The organism is Actinomadura keratinilytica, from assembly GCF_039539665.1.
Classification (GTDB): Bacteria; Actinomycetota; Actinomycetes; order Streptosporangiales; family Streptosporangiaceae; genus Spirillospora; species Spirillospora keratinilytica.
In genome coordinates this window covers 1-16,142 of the sequence record NZ_BAABDO010000026.1, presented here as the reverse complement: position 1 = coordinate 16,142, position 16,142 = coordinate 1, and the positions used below count along the sequence as shown (strand labels likewise).

The 16,142-nt window shown below is 71.8% G+C and carries 12 protein-coding genes and 1 pseudogene; 7 read left to right on the top strand and 6 right to left on the bottom strand.

Features of this window, described 5'->3' with window-relative positions:
- The first annotated feature begins 276 nt into the window (after window positions 1-276).
- The 4 genes from guaB to ABD879_RS11595 all read left to right on the top strand — a co-directional run bounded on the left by guaB (window position 277) and on the right by ABD879_RS11595 (window position 6,338).
- Window positions 277-1,758, top strand: a complete 1,482-nt coding sequence (guaB, locus tag ABD879_RS11610; RefSeq protein ID WP_378270496.1) for an IMP dehydrogenase — start codon at window positions 277-279, stop codon at window positions 1,756-1,758.
- Window positions 1,759-1,825: 67 nt separating this feature from the next.
- Entirely contained in the window at window positions 1,826-2,938 is a 1,113-nt protein-coding gene (locus tag ABD879_RS11605; protein WP_345020504.1) for a GuaB3 family IMP dehydrogenase-related protein, read from the top strand.
- Between the two features lie 94 nt (window positions 2,939-3,032).
- Entirely contained in the window at window positions 3,033-4,772 is a 1,740-nt protein-coding gene (locus tag ABD879_RS11600; protein ID WP_345020379.1) for a glycerol-3-phosphate dehydrogenase/oxidase, read from the top strand.
- A gap of 231 nt (window positions 4,773-5,003) precedes the next feature.
- Window positions 5,004-6,338 carry a phospholipase D-like domain-containing protein gene (locus ABD879_RS11595; protein ID WP_345020377.1) on the top strand — a complete coding sequence of 445 codons (1,335 nt, stop codon included), beginning with the start codon at window positions 5,004-5,006 and terminating at the stop codon, window positions 6,336-6,338.
- Between the two features lie 45 nt (window positions 6,339-6,383).
- On the opposite strand, the gene ABD879_RS11590 is transcribed toward ABD879_RS11595, so the two are convergent.
- A complete protein-coding gene (locus ABD879_RS11590) occupies window positions 6,384-7,040 on the bottom strand; it encodes a TetR/AcrR family transcriptional regulator (protein WP_345020375.1) in 657 nt (218 codons plus the stop codon).
- A gap of 280 nt (window positions 7,041-7,320) precedes the next feature.
- On the opposite strand from ABD879_RS11590, the gene ABD879_RS11585 reads away from it, so the two are divergent.
- Window positions 7,321-8,904 (top strand): succinic semialdehyde dehydrogenase, encoded by a 1,584-nt coding sequence (locus tag ABD879_RS11585; protein WP_345020373.1) that lies wholly within the window; start codon window positions 7,321-7,323, stop codon window positions 8,902-8,904.
- 13 nt (window positions 8,905-8,917) lie between these two features.
- Window positions 8,918-10,672 carry a GMC oxidoreductase gene (locus ABD879_RS11580; protein ID WP_345020371.1) on the top strand — a complete coding sequence of 585 codons (1,755 nt, stop codon included), beginning with the start codon at window positions 8,918-8,920 and terminating at the stop codon, window positions 10,670-10,672.
- Here ABD879_RS11580 and ABD879_RS11575 read toward each other — a convergent pair.
- Window positions 10,665-11,606, bottom strand: a complete 942-nt coding sequence (locus ABD879_RS11575) for a zinc metalloprotease (RefSeq protein WP_345020368.1) — start codon at window positions 11,604-11,606, stop codon at window positions 10,665-10,667. The genes ABD879_RS11580 and ABD879_RS11575 overlap by 8 nt on opposite strands.
- A 218-nt stretch (window positions 11,607-11,824) precedes the next feature.
- Between ABD879_RS11575 and guaA the strand changes: the two genes are divergently transcribed.
- Entirely contained in the window at window positions 11,825-13,396 is a 1,572-nt protein-coding gene (gene guaA, locus ABD879_RS11570; protein ID WP_345020366.1) for a glutamine-hydrolyzing GMP synthase, read from the top strand.
- A gap of 70 nt (window positions 13,397-13,466) precedes the next feature.
- On the opposite strand, the gene ahpD is transcribed toward guaA, so the two are convergent.
- The 4 genes and pseudogenes from ahpD to ABD879_RS11550 all read right to left on the bottom strand — a co-directional run.
- On the bottom strand, window positions 13,467-14,012 hold the full coding sequence (gene ahpD / locus ABD879_RS11565; RefSeq protein ID WP_345020364.1) for an alkylhydroperoxidase, AhpD family: 546 nt from the start codon (window positions 14,010-14,012) through the stop codon (window positions 13,467-13,469).
- A gap of 114 nt (window positions 14,013-14,126) precedes the next feature.
- The gene (locus ABD879_RS11560; protein ID WP_345020363.1) at window positions 14,127-14,681 is read right to left on the bottom strand and encodes a peroxiredoxin; all 555 of its coding nucleotides are present in this window, start codon (window positions 14,679-14,681) and stop codon (window positions 14,127-14,129) included.
- A gap of 643 nt (window positions 14,682-15,324) precedes the next feature.
- A complete protein-coding gene (locus ABD879_RS11555) occupies window positions 15,325-15,597 on the bottom strand; it encodes a hypothetical protein (RefSeq protein ID WP_345020362.1) in 273 nt (90 codons plus the stop codon).
- Window positions 15,598-15,724: 127 nt separating this feature from the next.
- Window positions 15,725-16,142 (bottom strand): annotated as a pseudogene (locus tag ABD879_RS11550) (hypothetical protein); the annotation flags it as partial.

Genomic DNA, 16,142 nt, shown 5'->3' with positions numbered 1-16,142 from the left:
ACCAAGGCCACGTGACCTGCGGCGCGAACCGCCGTCCCCGGTCCGGGCGCACGCCCTACGATGGTGGCGAGCCCCGGCGACCAGGGCCGGAGGCCGCCCCGCCCGGCGGCGTCGCCCGCGAGGCCCGCACGGGCCGATGGATCACGCGCCCACACCATCCGGAAGGAGGGAAGCGGCGTACCCCGTTCCGTCCCACGGCGCACCGTCCCCGACGGCATCGCCTCCGGCGGAGCCGGCGCCGCGACACCGATGAACCCCGACGCCCAGGTCGCCGCAGTGCAGCCCCAGCTCCTGCCCGAGGGGCTGACCTTCGACGACGTGCTCCTTCTGCCGGGCTACTCGGACATGCAGCCGGGCGAGGCCGACACCACCACCCGGCTGACCCGCAACGTGTCGCTGCGCATCCCGCTGGTGTCGGCGGCCATGGACACCGTCACCGAGGCCCGCACCGCCGTGGCCATGGCCCGCCAGGGCGGCATCGGCGTGCTGCACCGCAACCTGTCCATCGAGGACCAGGCCGCCGAGGCCGACCGGGTCAAGCGGTCCGAGGCCGGCATGATCACCAATCCGGTGACCTGCCTGCCGGACGCCACCCTGGCCGAGGTGGAGGAGCTGTGCGCCCGCTACCGGATCTCCGGGGTGCCGGTCACCGATGTGCGGGGCGTGCTCGTCGGCATCGTCACCAACCGGGACATGCGCTTCGAGACCGACCTGTCCCGTCCGGTCCGCGAGGTGATGACCCCGATGCCGCTGGTCACCGCGCCGGTGGACGTCTCCCGGGAGGAGGCGTTCCGGCTGCTGGCCAGCAACAAGATCGAGAAGCTGCCGCTGACCGACGCCGACGGGCGGCTGCGCGGGCTGATCACCGTCAAGGACTTCACCAAGAGCGAGCAGTACCCCGACGCCACCAAGGACGCCGACGGGCGGCTGCTGGTGGCCGCCGCGGTCGGGGTCGGCGAGGACGCGGTGCGGCGGGCGCAGGCGCTGGTCGAGGCGGGCACCGACGTGATCGTGGTGGACACCGCGCACGGCCACTCCAAGGGCGTGGCCGACACCGTCGCCAAGATCAAGGCGAACTCCCGGGTGGAGGTGGTCGGCGGCAACGTGGCCACCTACGCGGGCGCGAAGGCGCTGGTGGAGGCGGGCGCGGACGCGATCAAGGTCGGCGTGGGCCCGGGCTCGATCTGCACCACCCGCGTGGTCGCCGGGGTCGGCGTGCCGCAGATCACCGCGATCATGGAGGCGGCGCGGGCGGCCCGGGAGGCCGGGGTACCGGTGATCGGCGACGGCGGGCTGCAGTACTCCGGCGACATCGCCAAGGCGCTGGTGGCCGGGGCCGACACGGTGATGCTGGGCAGCCTGCTGGCCGGGGTGGAGGAGTCCCCCGGCGAGCTGATCTTCGTGCACGGCAAGCAGTACAAGTCGTACCGCGGCATGGGCTCGCTGGGCGCCATGCGCAACCGCGAGCGCGGCGGCTCGTTCTCCAAGGACCGCTACGCGCAGGCCGACGTGACCGCCGAGGAGAAGCTGATCCCCGAGGGCGTGGAGGGCCAGGTGCCCTACCGGGGGCCGCTGGCCAACGTCGCCCACCAGCTGGTCGGCGGGCTGCACCAGTCGATGTGGTACGCGGGCTGCCGGACGATCCCCGAGCTGCACGAGCGGGGGCGGCTGATCCGGATCACCTCGGCCGGGCTGCGCGAGAGCCATCCGCACGACATCCAGATGACCGTGGAGGCCCCGAACTACCAGGGCCGCTGACGCGGGTAGTCTCTGCGGGGCGTCATCGCGGGTTTCGCCTGGAGAGGATTGAGCTGTGGCTGCTGAGGTGGAGATCGGCCGGGGCAAGAGCGGCCGGCGCGCGTATGCCTTCGACGAGATCGGCATCGTGCCGTCGCGGCGCACCCGCGACCCCGAGGAGGTCAGCGTCGCCTGGCAGATCGACGCCTACCGGTTCGAGATGCCGCTGGTCGTGGCGCCGATGGACAGCGTGGTCAGCCCGGCCACCGCGATCGCCATCGGCCGGCTGGGCGGGCTGGCCGTGCTCGACCTGGAAGGGCTGTGGACGCGCTACGAGGACCCCGAGCCGCTGCTGGCCGAGATCGCCTCGCTGGACGACGCCCGCGCCACCCGGCGGCTGCAGGAGATCTACCGCGCGCCGATCAAGGAGGAGCTGATCGGCCGGCGGATCGAGCAGATCCGCGAGGCCGGGGTGACCGTGGCGGCGCGGCTGTCGCCGCAGCGCACCACGCAGTTCCACAAGGCGGTGATCGACGCCGGGGTGGACCTGTTCGTCATCCGCGGCACCACCGTGTCGGCCGAGCACGTGTCCGGCCGGGCCGAGCCGCTCAACCTCAAGCAGTTCATCTACGACCTGGACGTGCCGGTGATCGTCGGCGGGTGCTCGACGTACACGGCGGCGCTGCACCTGATGCGCACGGGCGCGGCGGGCGTGCTGGTGGGCTTCGGCGGCGGCTCCGGGCACACCACCCGCACCGTGCTGGGCGTGGCGGTGCCGATGGCCACGGCCGTCGCCGACGTGGCCGCCGCCCGCCGCGACTACCTGGACGAGTCCGGCGGCCGCTACGTGCACGTGATCGCCGACGGCGGGATGACCAACAGCGGCGACATCGCCAAGGCGTTCGCGTGCGGGTCGGACGCGGTGATGGTGGGCTCGCCGTTCGCCCGCGCCACCGAGGCGCCCGGCTGCGGCTACCACTGGGGCAGTGAGGCTCATCACGGCGACGTGCCGCGCGGCACCCGGCTGGAGGTCGGCACGATCGGCACCCTGGAGCAGATCCTGTACGGCCCCTCGCACGTCGCCGACGGGTCGATGAACCTGATCGGGGCGCTGCGGCGGGCGATGGCGACCGCCGGGTACACCGAGCTGAAGGAGTTCCAGCGGGTGCAGGTCGTGGTCGCGCCGACGGCGGCGCACTGAGGTTCCGCCCGGATTCGCCGATCCTGTTCGTGTGGACGAGTCCCTACCGTGGGGTAGGAACTGACGGACATCCGACCGCACAGGGGGGATCGCGATGGCGGGATCGCCGGTGACCGGACTGGGCAGCTCGCGCCTCGGCCCGGCCGAACGGGCCGAGGCGCTGGCGCGCATGGCCCGCGAGGAGTTCGACGTCGTGGTCGTGGGCGCGGGCATCGTGGGCGCGGGCGCCGCCCTGGACGCCGCCACCCGGGGCCTGTCGGTGGCGGTGGTGGAGGCGCGCGACTTCGCCTCCGGCACGTCCTCGCGGTCGTCCAAGCTGATCCACGGCGGGTTGCGGTATCTGGAGCAGTACAACTTCGACCTGGTGCGCGAGGCGCTGACCGAGCGCGGCCTGCTGATGCAGCGGGTCGCGCCGCACCTGGTGCGGCCGGTGCCGTTCCTGCTGCCGACGACGCACCGGGTCTGGGAGCGCGGCTACTTCGGCGCCGGGGTGGCGCTGTACGACCTGCTGTCGTTCCAGATGGGCAGCACCCGGGGCGTCCCGCACCACCGGCACCTGACCCGGCGGGGGGCGCTGCGGCTGGCGCCGTCGCTGCGCAAGGACGCGTTCACCGGGGCGATCCAGTACTGGGACGCCCAGGTGGACGACGCCCGGTACGTGATGATGGTGCTGCGCACGGCCGCCGCGTACGGCGCGCAGATCGCCTCGCGCACCCAGTGCACGGGGTTCCTGCGCGAGGGCGAGCGGGTGACGGGGCTGCGCATCCGCGACCTGGAGTCGGGCACCGACGCGGAGGTGCGGGCCAAGCAGGTCGTCAACGCCACCGGCGTGTGGACCGACGACATCCAGGAGCTGGTCGGCGGCCGCGGCCAGATCCATGTGCGCGCGTCCAAGGGCATCCACCTGGTGGTGCCCAAGGACCGCATCCACTCCTCCACCGGCATCATCCTGCGCACCGAGAAGTCGGTGCTGTTCGTGATCCCGTGGGGCAGGCACTGGATCATCGGTACCACCGACACCGCGTGGGACCTGGACAAGGTGCACCCCGCGGCGTCCCGTGCCGACATCGACTACGTGCTCGAACACGTCAACCGGGTGCTGTCCACGCCGCTCACGCACGACGACGTGGAGGGCGTGTACGCGGGGCTGCGTCCGCTGCTGGTGGGGGAGACCGACGAGACGTCCAAGCTGTCCCGCGAGCATGTCGTGGCGCACCCGGTGCCCGGCCTGGTGCTGGTCGCGGGCGGCAAGTACACCACGTACCGGGTCATGGCCAAGGACGCGATCGACGCCGTCGCGCACGGGCTGGACGGCAAGGTCGCCGAGTCGTGCACCGACCGGGTGGCCCTGGTCGGCGCGGACGGCTACCCGGCCATGTGGAACGCCCGGCACCGTCTGGCCGCGCGTTCGGGCCTGCACGTCGCCCGCGTCGAGCACCTGCTGCACCGCTACGGCACCCTGGTCGACGACCTGCTCGGCCTGATCGCCGAGCGGCCCGACCTGGGCAGGCCGCTGACCGGCGCGGACGACTACCTGCGCGCCGAGGTCGTCTACGCGGCCACCCACGAGGGCGCCCGCCACCTCAACGACGTGCTGTCCCGCCGCACCCGCATCTCCATCGAGACGTGGGACCGGGGCGTGGGCGTCGCGCGGGAGGCGGCCGAGCTGCTGGCGCCGGTCCTCGGCTGGTCGAAGAAGCAGATGGACCGCGAGGTCGAGTACTACAGCAAGCGCATCGAGGCCGAACGGGATTCGCAAAATGAGCTGGGCGACCAGGAGGCCGACGCGCGCCGCCGGGGCGCCCCGGAGATCGTGCCCACCGCGGCCCCCTGATCCGCCGCCTGACCTGGCCGAACGCCGTGCCGCCCGACAGGGGCGGCACGGCGTTTTCGGTGCGCCCGCCCGGCACCGACGACATATCCGGACGGAGTGGCCATATGTGGCCTATGTCGCCTACGTGAACAGAGTCTGAAAAGTTTTAAATGCTGCTAATCTCCCGCTTCCTGAGTTTGCTGCGGGGAGCGAAAAATGCTGCGTTTGGGGCTTGTGTCTGGTGGGCTGCTGATGGCACTGGCCGTCGGGGGCGTGGACGTGGCGATGGCGGGGTGCGCGCTGGCCCAGCCGTCGTCAGGGGCGGTGACCGCGAAGGCGGCCGCCAAGCCGAAGAAGAAGAGCAAGCCGAAGAAGAGCAAGAAGACGAAGAAGAAGTACTACGTGCCGCAGGGGCCGCGGTTCAACCTGCCGACGGGGACGAAGGCGCAGCAGGGCGCGCTCGACCTCTACATCAAGAAGCTGATCCGGAACACCCCGAAGGGCGCGGAGATCAACGTCGCGCTGTTCCGGCTCAACACCGCCGGCATGGCCAAGGAGCTGGTGCGGGCCAAGAGGCGCGGGGTCAAGGTGCGCATCGTCGTCGACTCCGACTCGCCCAACAAGCGCCGGTACGTCTACGACTACCTGCGCAAGAACCTCGGGGCGAGCACGCGCCGCGCGTCCTGGATCGTGACCTGCCCCAAGGGGCGCGGCTGCATCGCGCCCAAGGTCTCCGGGCAGTGGGGCAAGAACCACAACAAGTTCTACGCGTTCTCGCGCACCTACAGCTCGCGCAACGTCGTCGTGCAGACGTCCGGCAACGCCACCGGCGGCATGTACGTCCAGTACAACGACGCGTACACGCTGACGGACGCCAAGCTCTACAAGGCGTACCGCAAGTACTTCCACGACCTGGCCAAGCGGCGCGCGAACGGCGACTACTTCCGGACGTACCGGTCCGGCCACCGCTCGGTGACCTTCTTCCCCAAGGCGGCCGGCGACCCGATCGCCGGCGTGCTGGACAAGGTCAGCTGCCTGGGCGGGACCCGGGTGCGGCTGTCCAGCGGGCTGTTCACCCGGACGGGCGTGGCCAAGCGGCTGTCCAAGCTGGACGACGCGGGCTGCGACGTGCGGGTGGTCAGCGCCGAACTCGGCGAGTCGACGCTGAAGGCGCTGCGGCAGCCGGGACGCAACGGCGGCCCGCAGACGCGGTTCTTCACCGCCAAGCAGACCCGGGAGGCGCACTCCAAGTACCTGCTGATCGACGGCTGGTACAACGGCCGCAGGCGCAAGCTCGTGATGACCGGCAGCCACAGCTACACGACGGCGGCGCTGCGGCACAACGACGAGGCGATGCTCACCATCGAGAGCACGTCCGTCTACGACGCCTACCTGCGCAACTTCAACCGCGTGTTCGGGGCCGCGGCCGGCCGCCTGTACGTGCTGGCGTCCGTGCCCGCGCCGAACGTGCCCACCGTGCCCGACGACACGCCGGAGACCGACGACGGCGAGCCCGCCGCGGCCGCGGGCACGGAGGCGGAGCTGCCGGTGACCGACACCGCGCCGCCCGCGGCCACGACCCGGTGACGGCCGCCCGGTGACGGCCCCCCGTCACCGGGCGGCCGCCGCCGGTCAGCTCAGGGCGGGCCCGAGCAGCAGCCGCATGCCCGTCGCGTACAGCTCGGCGGGCACCCGCTCGGGGTCCAGCAGGTGCTGCAGGGCCAGCCCGGCGTCCAGCGCCACGGCCAGCGCCGCGCGGTCGTCGGGGGTGATGCCCTCCACCTCGTCCAGGTGCGCGGCCAAGTGCGCGCGGCGGGCGGCGTACCACTCGGCGACGCGCCACCCCGCCGCGTAGTCGCGCATGCCGTACAGCCAGAACTCCACCAGCAGGAGGGCCAGCATGCGGGCGTGCTCGCCGGAGATCCGCCGCGCGTACGCCCGCCCGGCCCGCTCGAACCGCTCCCCGGCGGGGCGGGAGGCGTCGCACAGCTCCGCGTGCACCTCGACGCCGAACCCCTCGGCGGTGTAGCGCTCCAGCAGGGTCAGCAGCAGGTCGGACTTGCCGGCGAAGTTGGAGTACACCGCGCCCTTGGTGAGCCCGGCCGCCGCCGCCACCTCGTCCAGGGACGCGTTGTGGACGCCGCGTTCGGCCCACAGCCGCTGCGCGGCGTCCAGCAGCGCCGCCCGGGTCTGCTCGCGCGTGTACCGCCGGGACGCGCCGCCGGGGGGCGCCGCGCCGCCGCGGTCGGTCTCGTCCTCGCCGGGCGTGCCGAAGGCAGTGTCGATCATCGTTGGTCCCCTCCGTCGCGGCACGCCCCGGCGGGGCCGTCCGACGCGCGGGTGCGCGCGGACGCGGGCGTTGCCTGGCCACTCTTCCCGCCATGGGGAATACACCGCCGCATCATGGTCAATCCGGAGATTGCCTGATGTGGTCGGTTCGCCGCGCTGCGTCGCCATCCCGCCGCATCCGCATCCGTCCAGGTCGCCGCGGGGTCGGCGGAAGTCGGACAGCAGTTGGTCCTACTGACGGGTAGTCAAATATGGCCGGGGGGTCATACGCTGCTGTGCCATGGCACCCCGGACCGTCCCCGCCGAAGGCGCGGCGGAGCACACCCTCGCCCCCACCCTGATCGAGCGGCTGACGTCCCGCGTCACCGCCGCGGACGACGCTCCCAAGGCCGCCGTCCCCGCCCCGTTCACCGGAGCGACCCTGGCCGAAGTCCCGCAGTCCGGCCCCGACGACGTGCGCGCCGCCTTCGAGCGGGCGCGCCAAGCGCAGCGCGCCTGGGCCCGGCTGCCGGTCGCCGAGCGCGTCCGGCCGTTCCTGCGGCTGACCGACGCCCTGGTCGAGCGCCGCGACGAGATCCTCGACGTCATCCAGCTGGAGACCGGCAAGGCCCGGCGGCACGCGCTGGAGGAGTTCCTCGACGTCGCGATGTGCACGCTGTACTACGCGCGCCGCGCGCCCCGGCTGCTGCGCCCGCAGCGCCGCAAGGGCATGCTGCCGGGGCTGACCCGCGTCCGGGAACTGCGCCACCCCAAGGGCGTCGTCGCGCTGATCGCGCCCTGGAACTACCCGTTCGCGCTCGGCGCCGGCGACATCGCGCCCGCCCTGATGGCCGGCAACGCCGTCGTCCACAAGCCGGACACCCAGACCTGCCTGTCCAGCCTGTGGATCCGGGACCTGCTGGTGTCGCTCGGCCTGCCGGGCGACCTGTGGCAGATCGTCGTCGGCGACCCCGCCGAGATCGGCGACCCGCTGCTGGAGGGCGCCGACTACGTGTCGTTCACCGGCTCCACCCGCGGCGGCCGGGCCATCGCCGAGAAGGTCGCGCCCCGCCTGGTCGGCTACTCCCTGGAGCTCGGCGGCAAGAACCCCATGATCGTGCTGGCCGACGCCGACGTGGAGCGCACCGCCCGCGGCGCCGTCCGGGCCTGCTTCACCAACGCCGGCCAGCTGTGCATCTCCATCGAGCGCCTGTACGTCCACCAGGACGTCTACGACCGGTTCGTGCCGCGCTTCGTCGAACTGGTCAAGGGCATGCGGCTGGGCTCCGGCCTGGACTTCTCCGCCGACATGGGCTCGCTCACCTACCCGCGCCAGCTGGAGGCGGTCACCCGGCACGTCGACCAGGCCGTCGCCAAGGGCGCCACCGTGCTCGCCGGCGGCCGCGCCCGGCCCGACCTCGGCCCGCTGTTCTACGAGCCGACCGTCCTCACCGACGTCACCGAAGAGATGGACCTGTGCGCCGCCGAGACGTTCGGCCCGGTCGTGGCGGTCTACAAGGTCGCCGACGAGGACGAGGCCGTCGCCCGCGCCAACGACACCGCCTACGGCCTCAACGCCTCGGTGTGGACGCGGAACGTGGCGCACGGCCGCCGCGTCGCCGCGCGGATCGAGGCGGGCACCGTCAACATCAACGACGGCTTCGGCGCCGCCTACGCCTCGCACGACGCCCCCATGGGCGGCTTCAAGCAGTCCGGCGTGGGCCGCCGCCACGGCGCCGAGGGCCTGCTGAAGTTCACCGAGCCGCAGACGATCGCCAGCCAGCACCTCCTGGACCTCGAACCGCCCGGCGGCATCGGCTACGAGCGCTTCGCCGACCTGATGTCCACCGGCGTCGCCCTCATGAAGAAGCTGCGGATCAGGTGACGGGGGCGCCGGCATGCACGACTACGACGTCCTGGTGATCGGCTCGGGCTTCGGCGGCAGCGTCGCGGCGCTGCGGCTCACCGAGAAGGGCTACAAGGTCGGCGTGATCGAGGCGGGCCGCCGCTTCGACACCGGCCCCGCGGCGGCCGGGGAGGCGGGGAACCGCCATCCCGGTCTGCCCCGCACCAACTGGCGGATCTCCCGCTACCTGTGGGCGCCCGCACTCGGCCTGACCGGCCTGCAGCGCATCCACCTGATCCGCGGGGCCAAGGGCAGCCGCGTCATGGTGCTGGCCGGGGCGGGCGTCGGCGGCGGCTCCCTCAACTACGCCAACACCCTCTACGTCCCGCCCGCCCCGTTCTTCCAGGACCGCCAGTGGGCCCACATCACCGACTGGCAGGACGAACTCGCCCCCTACTACGACCAGGCGCAGCGCATGCTGGGCGCCGTCCGGTACCGGACCGTCACCGCCGCCGACAAGGTGATCAAGAAGGTGGCCGAGCGGATGGGCAAGGGCGACACCTTCGTGCAGACGCCCGTCGGCGTCCACTTCGGCGACGGGCCGGGCGTGCCGAGCGACGACCCGTACTTCGGCGGCGCCGGCCCGCGCCGCCGCGGCTGCACCGAATGCGGCGAGTGCATGGTCGGCTGCCGCCACGGCGCCAAGAACATGCTCACCGAGAACTACCTCTACCTGGCCGAACGCGCCGGGGCCCGGATCATGCCGCTCAGCCGCGCCACCCGGGTCGAGCCGCTGCCCGGCGGCGGCTACGAGGTGGAGATCGTCCGCACCGGCTCGTTCGGCCGCAACCGCAAGATCCTCACCGCCGGGCAGGTGGTCTTCGCCGCCGGCACCTACGGCACGCAGAAGCTGCTGCACAAGATGAAGGCCACCGGGCGGCTGCCCCGCCTGTCCGACCGGCTCGGCGCATTGACCCGCACCAACTCCGAGGCCATCCTCGGCGCCGGACGCCGCAACGGCCGGCCCGGGCCCGACTTCTCCAAAGGCGTGGCGATCACCTCGTCGTTCCACCCGGCGCCCGACACCCACATCGAACCCGTCCGCTACGGCAAGGGCTCCAACCTGCTGGCGCTGCTGCAGACGCTGCTGGTGGACGGCGACCGGCCCGGCGAACGGCACCGGCCGCGCTGGGCCAAGTTCCTGCGCGAGGTGGCCCGCCGCCCGCGTGACCTGGTGCAGCTGTTCGACGTCCGGCACTGGTCGGAGCGCACGGTCATCGCGCTGGTCATGCAGAACCGCGACAACTCCATCACGCTCGTCCCCAAGAAGGGCCCGTTCGGCTGGGACGTGCGGGCCCGCCGCGGCCACGGCGAACCCAACCCGACCTGGATCCCCGCCGGGCACGAGGCCACCCGCCTGATCGCCGAGGAGATCGGCGGCCTGCCCGGCGGCGCCTGGGGCGACCTGTTCGACATCCCGCTGACCGCGCACTTCCTCGGCGGCTGCGTGATCGGCGACTCGCCCGAGACCGGCGTGATCGACCCCTACCACCGCGTCTACGGCCATCCGGGCCTGCACGTGGTGGACGGGTCGGCCGTCTCCGCCAACCTGGGCGTCAACCCGTCCCTCACCATCACCGCCCAGGCGGAACGGGCCATGGCGCTGTGGCCGAACAAGGGCGCCACCGACCCGCGCCCCGCCCTCGGCGCCCCCTACCGGCGCGTGGCCCCGGTGGCGCCGAAGAACCCGGTCGTGCCCGCGCACGCCCCGGCCGCCCTGCGCCTGCCCATCGCCGACGTCACGTAGCGGACTCGGCGCGGTAGACGGGCCAGACCTGGCGGATGCGGGCGCCCTGGCCGCGGGTGAACTCCCGCATGCAGGTGTCCCAGGTGTAGTTCATGAAGTTGTGGACGGGGTCGGGCCCGTCGCCGGGGCAGGTGTCCTTGCCGGTCGGGCACTGGTGGGAGGGCTCGCGCTCGGGCGGGGTGTCGTCGACGCGGTCGCCCTCGCCGCCGCACCCGTCCTGGAAGGTGTGGTAGAGGCCGAGCCAGTGGCCGGTCTCGTGGACGGCGGTGAACCCCCGGTCGAAGTGGTCGATCGGGCCGCCCGGCATGCTGTCGGGGTTGATCACCACGCCGTCGCGGACCGGCTCGGACCGGTACTTCCACGGGAAGGTGGACCAGCCGAGCAGCTCCCGGCCGGTGTCGGCGCTGTAGAGGTTCAGGGTGCCCGCGCCGCCGCGCCGCAGCAGCTTCTTGTACTTCATCTCGTACGTCTCGGGCTGGGAGTACCAGGCGGCGTTGTCGGTGCGGGTGACCTGCACCAGCTCGAAGCGCACCCCGGTGTCGGCGCCGCCGTGCCCGCCCCGGTAGGCGGTGTTCATCGCGGCGATCTGCCGCCGGATCCGCTCGGTGGGCACGTCACCGCGCGTCCCGTCGTGCAGGACGTGAAAGTAGACCGGGATCTTGATCCGCCCCGGCAGGGCGCGCCGGCCCTCCTGGGCGCCGCGCAGCCGCGCGAGCCGGGCGGCGAGGTCGCGTTCCACCGCGGTCACCTCGGCGGGCGTCATCTCGTTGCGCTCCCGGACGGCGGGATCGGCGGTGCGGACGCGCGCCGCGGAGGCGCCGCAGTCGCTCGCCGGCGGGCGCGGGGGCGAAGGGGCGGGGGAGACGGAGGCGGGGGAGACGGAGGCGGGGGGGAGGACCGCGGCGGCGAGCGCGGCGACGGCGAGCAGCTTCACACCAGTCCTTACGGCGAAGACACGAAGGGAAGTCGGAGCATCACCTACAGGTACCAGTGATCGGGGCCGCGGAGGGCGGGTATCCGGAGAATCGGACGCCTGCCGTCATCGGCCGGTCGCGGTGCGTGCGCCGGGGGGCGGACGGGGCGGGCATCGGCGCAGGCAGCGGCCTCTAAACTGGAAGGGCCCGCCCCCACCTCATCGCGAAAGGCGCCCTGGTGGCCGCAGACCAGTCCTTTGACACCGTTCTCGTCGTCGACTTCGGCGCGCAGTACGCCCAGCTGATCGCGCGGCGGGTGCGCGAGTGCCATGTCTTCAGCGAGATCGTCCCGTCGACCATGCCCGCGGCGGAGATGCTCGCCCGCAACCCCAAGGCGATCATCCTGTCCGGCGGCCCCGCGTCGGTGTACGAGGCGGGCGCCCCGGTCGCGCCCGACGGCCTGTTCGACATCGGCGTGCCGACCCTGGGCATCTGCTACGGCCACCAGGTGATGGCGCAGGCGCTCGGCGGCACGGTGGAGAACTCCGACGTCGCCGAGTACGGCGGCGCCACGGTGACCGTCACGCACCCCGGCGTGCTGTTCGAGGGGCTGCCGCACGAGCAGGCGGTCTGGATGTCGCACCGCGACTTCGTCAGCCGCGCCCCCGACGGCTTCACCGTCACCGCCCGCACCGACGTCACGCCGGTGGCGGGCATGGAGGACCGCGAACGCGGCTTCTACGGGGTGCAGTTCCACCCCGAGGTGCTGCACACCGCGCACGGCATGGACGTGCTGCGCCGCTTCCTGTACGAGGCGGCGGGCTGCCGGCCCAACTGGACGATGGCCAACATCGCCGACGAGGCCGTCGAGCAGATCCGCGCGCAGGTCGGCTCCCGGCGCGCGCTGTGCGCCCTGTCGGGCGGCGTGGACTCGGCGGTCGCCGCCGCCCTCGTCCAGCGCGCCATCGGCGACCGGCTCACCTGCGTGTTCGTCGACCACGGGCTGCTGCGCAAGGGCGAGGCCGAACAGGTCGAAAAGGACTTCGTCGCCGCCACCGGGGTGAACCTGCACGTGGTGGACGCCCAGGACCGCTTCCTGGCCGCGCTCGCCGGGGTCGCCGACCCCGAGCAGAAGCGCAAGATCATCGGCCGTGAGTTCATCCGGGTGTTCGAGGAGGCGGCCCGGCAGATCGTCGAGGGCCACGCCGACTCCGACCCGGTCGAGTTCCTGGTGCAGGGCACCCTCTACCCGGACGTGGTGGAGTCGGGCGGCGGCACCGGCGCGGCCAACATCAAGTCCCACCACAACGTCGGCGGCCTGCCCGACGACCTGAAGTTCACCCTGGTCGAGCCGCTGCGCACCCTGTTCAAGGACGAGGTGCGCGCGCTGGGCGAGCAGCTCGACCTGCCCCCCGAGATCGTCTGGCGGCACCCCTTCCCCGGCCCCGGCCTGGCCATCCGCGTGATCGGCGAGGTCACCCGGGAGCGCCTGGACATCCTGCGCGAGGCCGACGCGATCGCCCGCGAGGAGCTGACTCGGGCGGGGCTCGACCGCGACATCTGGCAGTTCCCGGTGGTGCTGCTCGCCGACGTCCGCTCGGTGGGCGTGCAGGGCGACGGCCGCACGTACGGGCACCCGGTCGTCCTGCGCCCGGTCACCAGCGAGGACGCCATGACCGCCGACTGGGCGCGGCTGCCCTACGACGTCCTGCAGAAGATCTCCACCCGCATCACCAACGAGGTCCGCGAGATCAACCGCGTCACCCTCGACATCACCAGCAAGCCCCCGGGCACCATCGAGTGGGAATGACCGCCGCGCCCGCATCCGCGGGCACATGCGAAAGGCCCGGGTGCTCGCACCCGGGCCTTTTCGCGTGGTGTCAGACGGCGGCGGCGGGGGAGAGGGCGGCCTCGGCGTCCAGGGTGGCGGCGGTCGCGTTCACCACGGCGGCGATGCGCAGCGCCTCCTGGATCAGCTCGCGGGACAGGCCGCTTTCGCGCAGCACCTTCTCGTGCGACTCCAGGCAGCGGCCGCAGCCGTTGATCGCCGACACGGCCAGGCACCACAGCTCGAAGTCGGCCTTCTCCACGCCCGGCCTGCCGATGATCGACATCCGCAGCTTGGCGGGCAGCGTGGCGTAGGTCTCGTCGCCGATCAGGTGGGTGGCGCGGTAGTAGACGTTGTTCATGGCCATGATCGAGGCGGCGCCCTTGGCCGCCTCGAACGCCTCGGCCGACAGGTAGTCGGCGGCCTCCTCGGCCACCTCGGTGATGACCCGGGAGCTGCGGGTGGCCAGGGCGCAGGCCAGCACGGTGCCCCACAGCTGCTGCTCGGTCAGCTGGGAGGTGGACGTCACCGACCCCAGGTTCAGCTTGGTGTCCTTGGCGTAGGCCGGCAGAGCGTTCTTCAGCGCGTCGATGCTCACGAAGGGTGCCTTTCGATCAAGCGGGCGGCCGGGTCGCGGTGCCGCGTCCCGGCCGCCCGGTATGGCGTGTCTTCACGCGGGGGGACGCCGCCCCCCGGCCGACGGGGGAGGCGCTCAGACGCCCGCCATCAGCTTCTTGGCGTCCAGGGTCTCCTCGCCCTTGTTCCAGTTGCAGGGGCACAGCTCGTCGGACTGCAGGGCGTCGAGGACCCGCAGGACCTCCTTGACGTTGCGGCCGACCGAGCCCGCGGTGACCATCGCGAACTGGATCTCGTTGTTGGGGTCGACGATGAAGGTGGCGCGCTGCGCCACGCCCTCGTCGGTGAGGATGCCGAGCGCGGTGCACAGCTCGCGCTTGACGTCCGACAGCATCGGGAAGGGCAGCTCGCGCAGGTCCGGGTGGTCCTTGCGCCAGGCGAAGTGGACGTACTCGTTGTCCACCGAGGCGCCGAGCACCTGGGCGTCGCGGTCGGCGAACTCCCCGTTCAGCCGGCCGAACTCGGCGATCTCGGTCGGACAGATGAAGGTGAAGTCCTTCGGCCAGAAGAACACCACGCGCCACTTGCCCTCGTACGACTTGTGGTTGATCGTCTCGAAGGCGTTCTCCGGGTCCAGCGAGACGCAGGCGGTCAGCTCGTACTCAGGGAACTGGTCACCGACAGTAAGCACGCATGCTCCTTTGGTTGCGCGGGTCCAGCGCCCCGTGCGAGACGACGGGGCGGGTACTGTGATCGCGCCGCCGAGGCTGACGCTCACTCGGGGGCGCGTGTCACTTAGCGTGCCCTGGGCCGCCGGGAAAGAGAAATCACCGCGCCATGCTGCCGCGATAGGAGTTGCCTATCAATGGATGGAAGCCCTGATGGAAGGAGCTTTCAGTGGCCTGGAGTCGACGCCGTCCTGGCACGAGGATGACCGAAATCACACGCGGCCGCCACCGTGTCACCACCGAACCGTAACGCGAAGTTTAGTGGAGGACATACCTGAAACTATCCGGCCGTCCTGGCACACAACGCGAACCGCACCAATAACCCACCGCCACCCCGAACCCCCCGAAATTGCTCCTCTCGATCACAGGAGAGATCATGCAGCCGACGACCATCCGACCCCGGAGCCGCCCGTGACACGCCCGGAGGTCATCAGACTGCAGCCCGTCCGGTGACATCACCACACCGAATCGCGTGCGGCGTTCCAGTCCATCCAGACGGAGCCAGGTCACGAAGACTGCAGACAGTGACCTCGAACCCGTCCGGCATCAGGAACGAACAACACAACCGCCCACTCGCCGACCCCGTGCACACCAGCGTTCGTCGAGTCAGCTGAACACCCCGTCAGCCGACGAGACCTCGAGCGCACGATCGACCCACATCTTGAGCTGCTCGGAATCCCTGCACTCGCCGATGCGCCGCCGCTGCTCCTCACTGATTTCGATCTCCCGGGCCTCCAAGAGCAGCAGCAGCCCCCTGGCCATGCCTCGGGTAATCCCTTCGGCAAACCCCTCAGCCCTGCCCTTGGCGATCCAGGCTTGGGCGGTTTCGCTGTACCAGCGGGACTCGGCCCTCATCTGCTCCCCCAGACTGTTCGCCACCACCTCGCGCGCTCCTTACCAGGCCAGCCGTTGTGCTGCACTCGACGGCGCCCGCTTGCCCGCCGCGGGTACGACTGCGGCCTGGGCTGTGCAGCTCAGGCCGCGTTGGACGTTCGTGCCCGTTGTGTCAGTCGAAGAGTTCGTCGGCCGATGTGGCGGTGAGTGCGCGGTCGGCCCATGTCTCGATCTGTTCGGGGTTCTTGCACTCGCTGATGCGCTGCCGCTGCTCGTCGGTGATGTCGATGCCTCGGCTGCGCAGGATTCGCAGGAGGAGCTTGATCTCTCCCTCGATTTCCCCTTCGGCTTTGCCTTCGGCGATCCAGGCTCGGGCGTCTTCGCTGTACCAGCGGGATGCGGTCTTCATCTTCTCCCTCAGGGTCTTGCGGGCCGCCTCGGGGAGCAGGGCGCTCACCCAGTCATAGTAACGGCGTGCTGTCAACCGGTCCGCTTCTGCGATCTTGTCGTGGCCTTGGACGACGGCGTCCAGGGTGTCGTCGGGGCCGGCGTGGAACATCGCCGACAGCACGCCCATGGCCGGGTCGGCG

Bases quoted from the DNA above. Each gene is read 5' to 3' on its own strand.
- ABD879_RS11595 (WP_345020377.1), top strand. From the start codon at position 5,004: ATGGCACTGGCCGTCGGGGGCGTGGACGTGGCGATGGCGGGGTGCGCG.
- ABD879_RS11580 (WP_345020371.1), top strand. From the start codon at position 8,918: ATGCACGACTACGACGTCCTGGTGATCGGCTCGGGCTTCGGCGGCAGC.
- ABD879_RS11600 (WP_345020379.1), top strand. From the start codon at position 3,033: ATGGCGGGATCGCCGGTGACCGGACTGGGCAGCTCGCGCCTCGGCCCG.
- ABD879_RS11590 (WP_345020375.1), bottom strand. From the start codon at position 7,040: ATGATCGACACTGCCTTCGGCACGCCCGGCGAGGACGAGACCGACCGC.
- ABD879_RS11585 (WP_345020373.1), top strand. From the start codon at position 7,321: ATGGCACCCCGGACCGTCCCCGCCGAAGGCGCGGCGGAGCACACCCTC.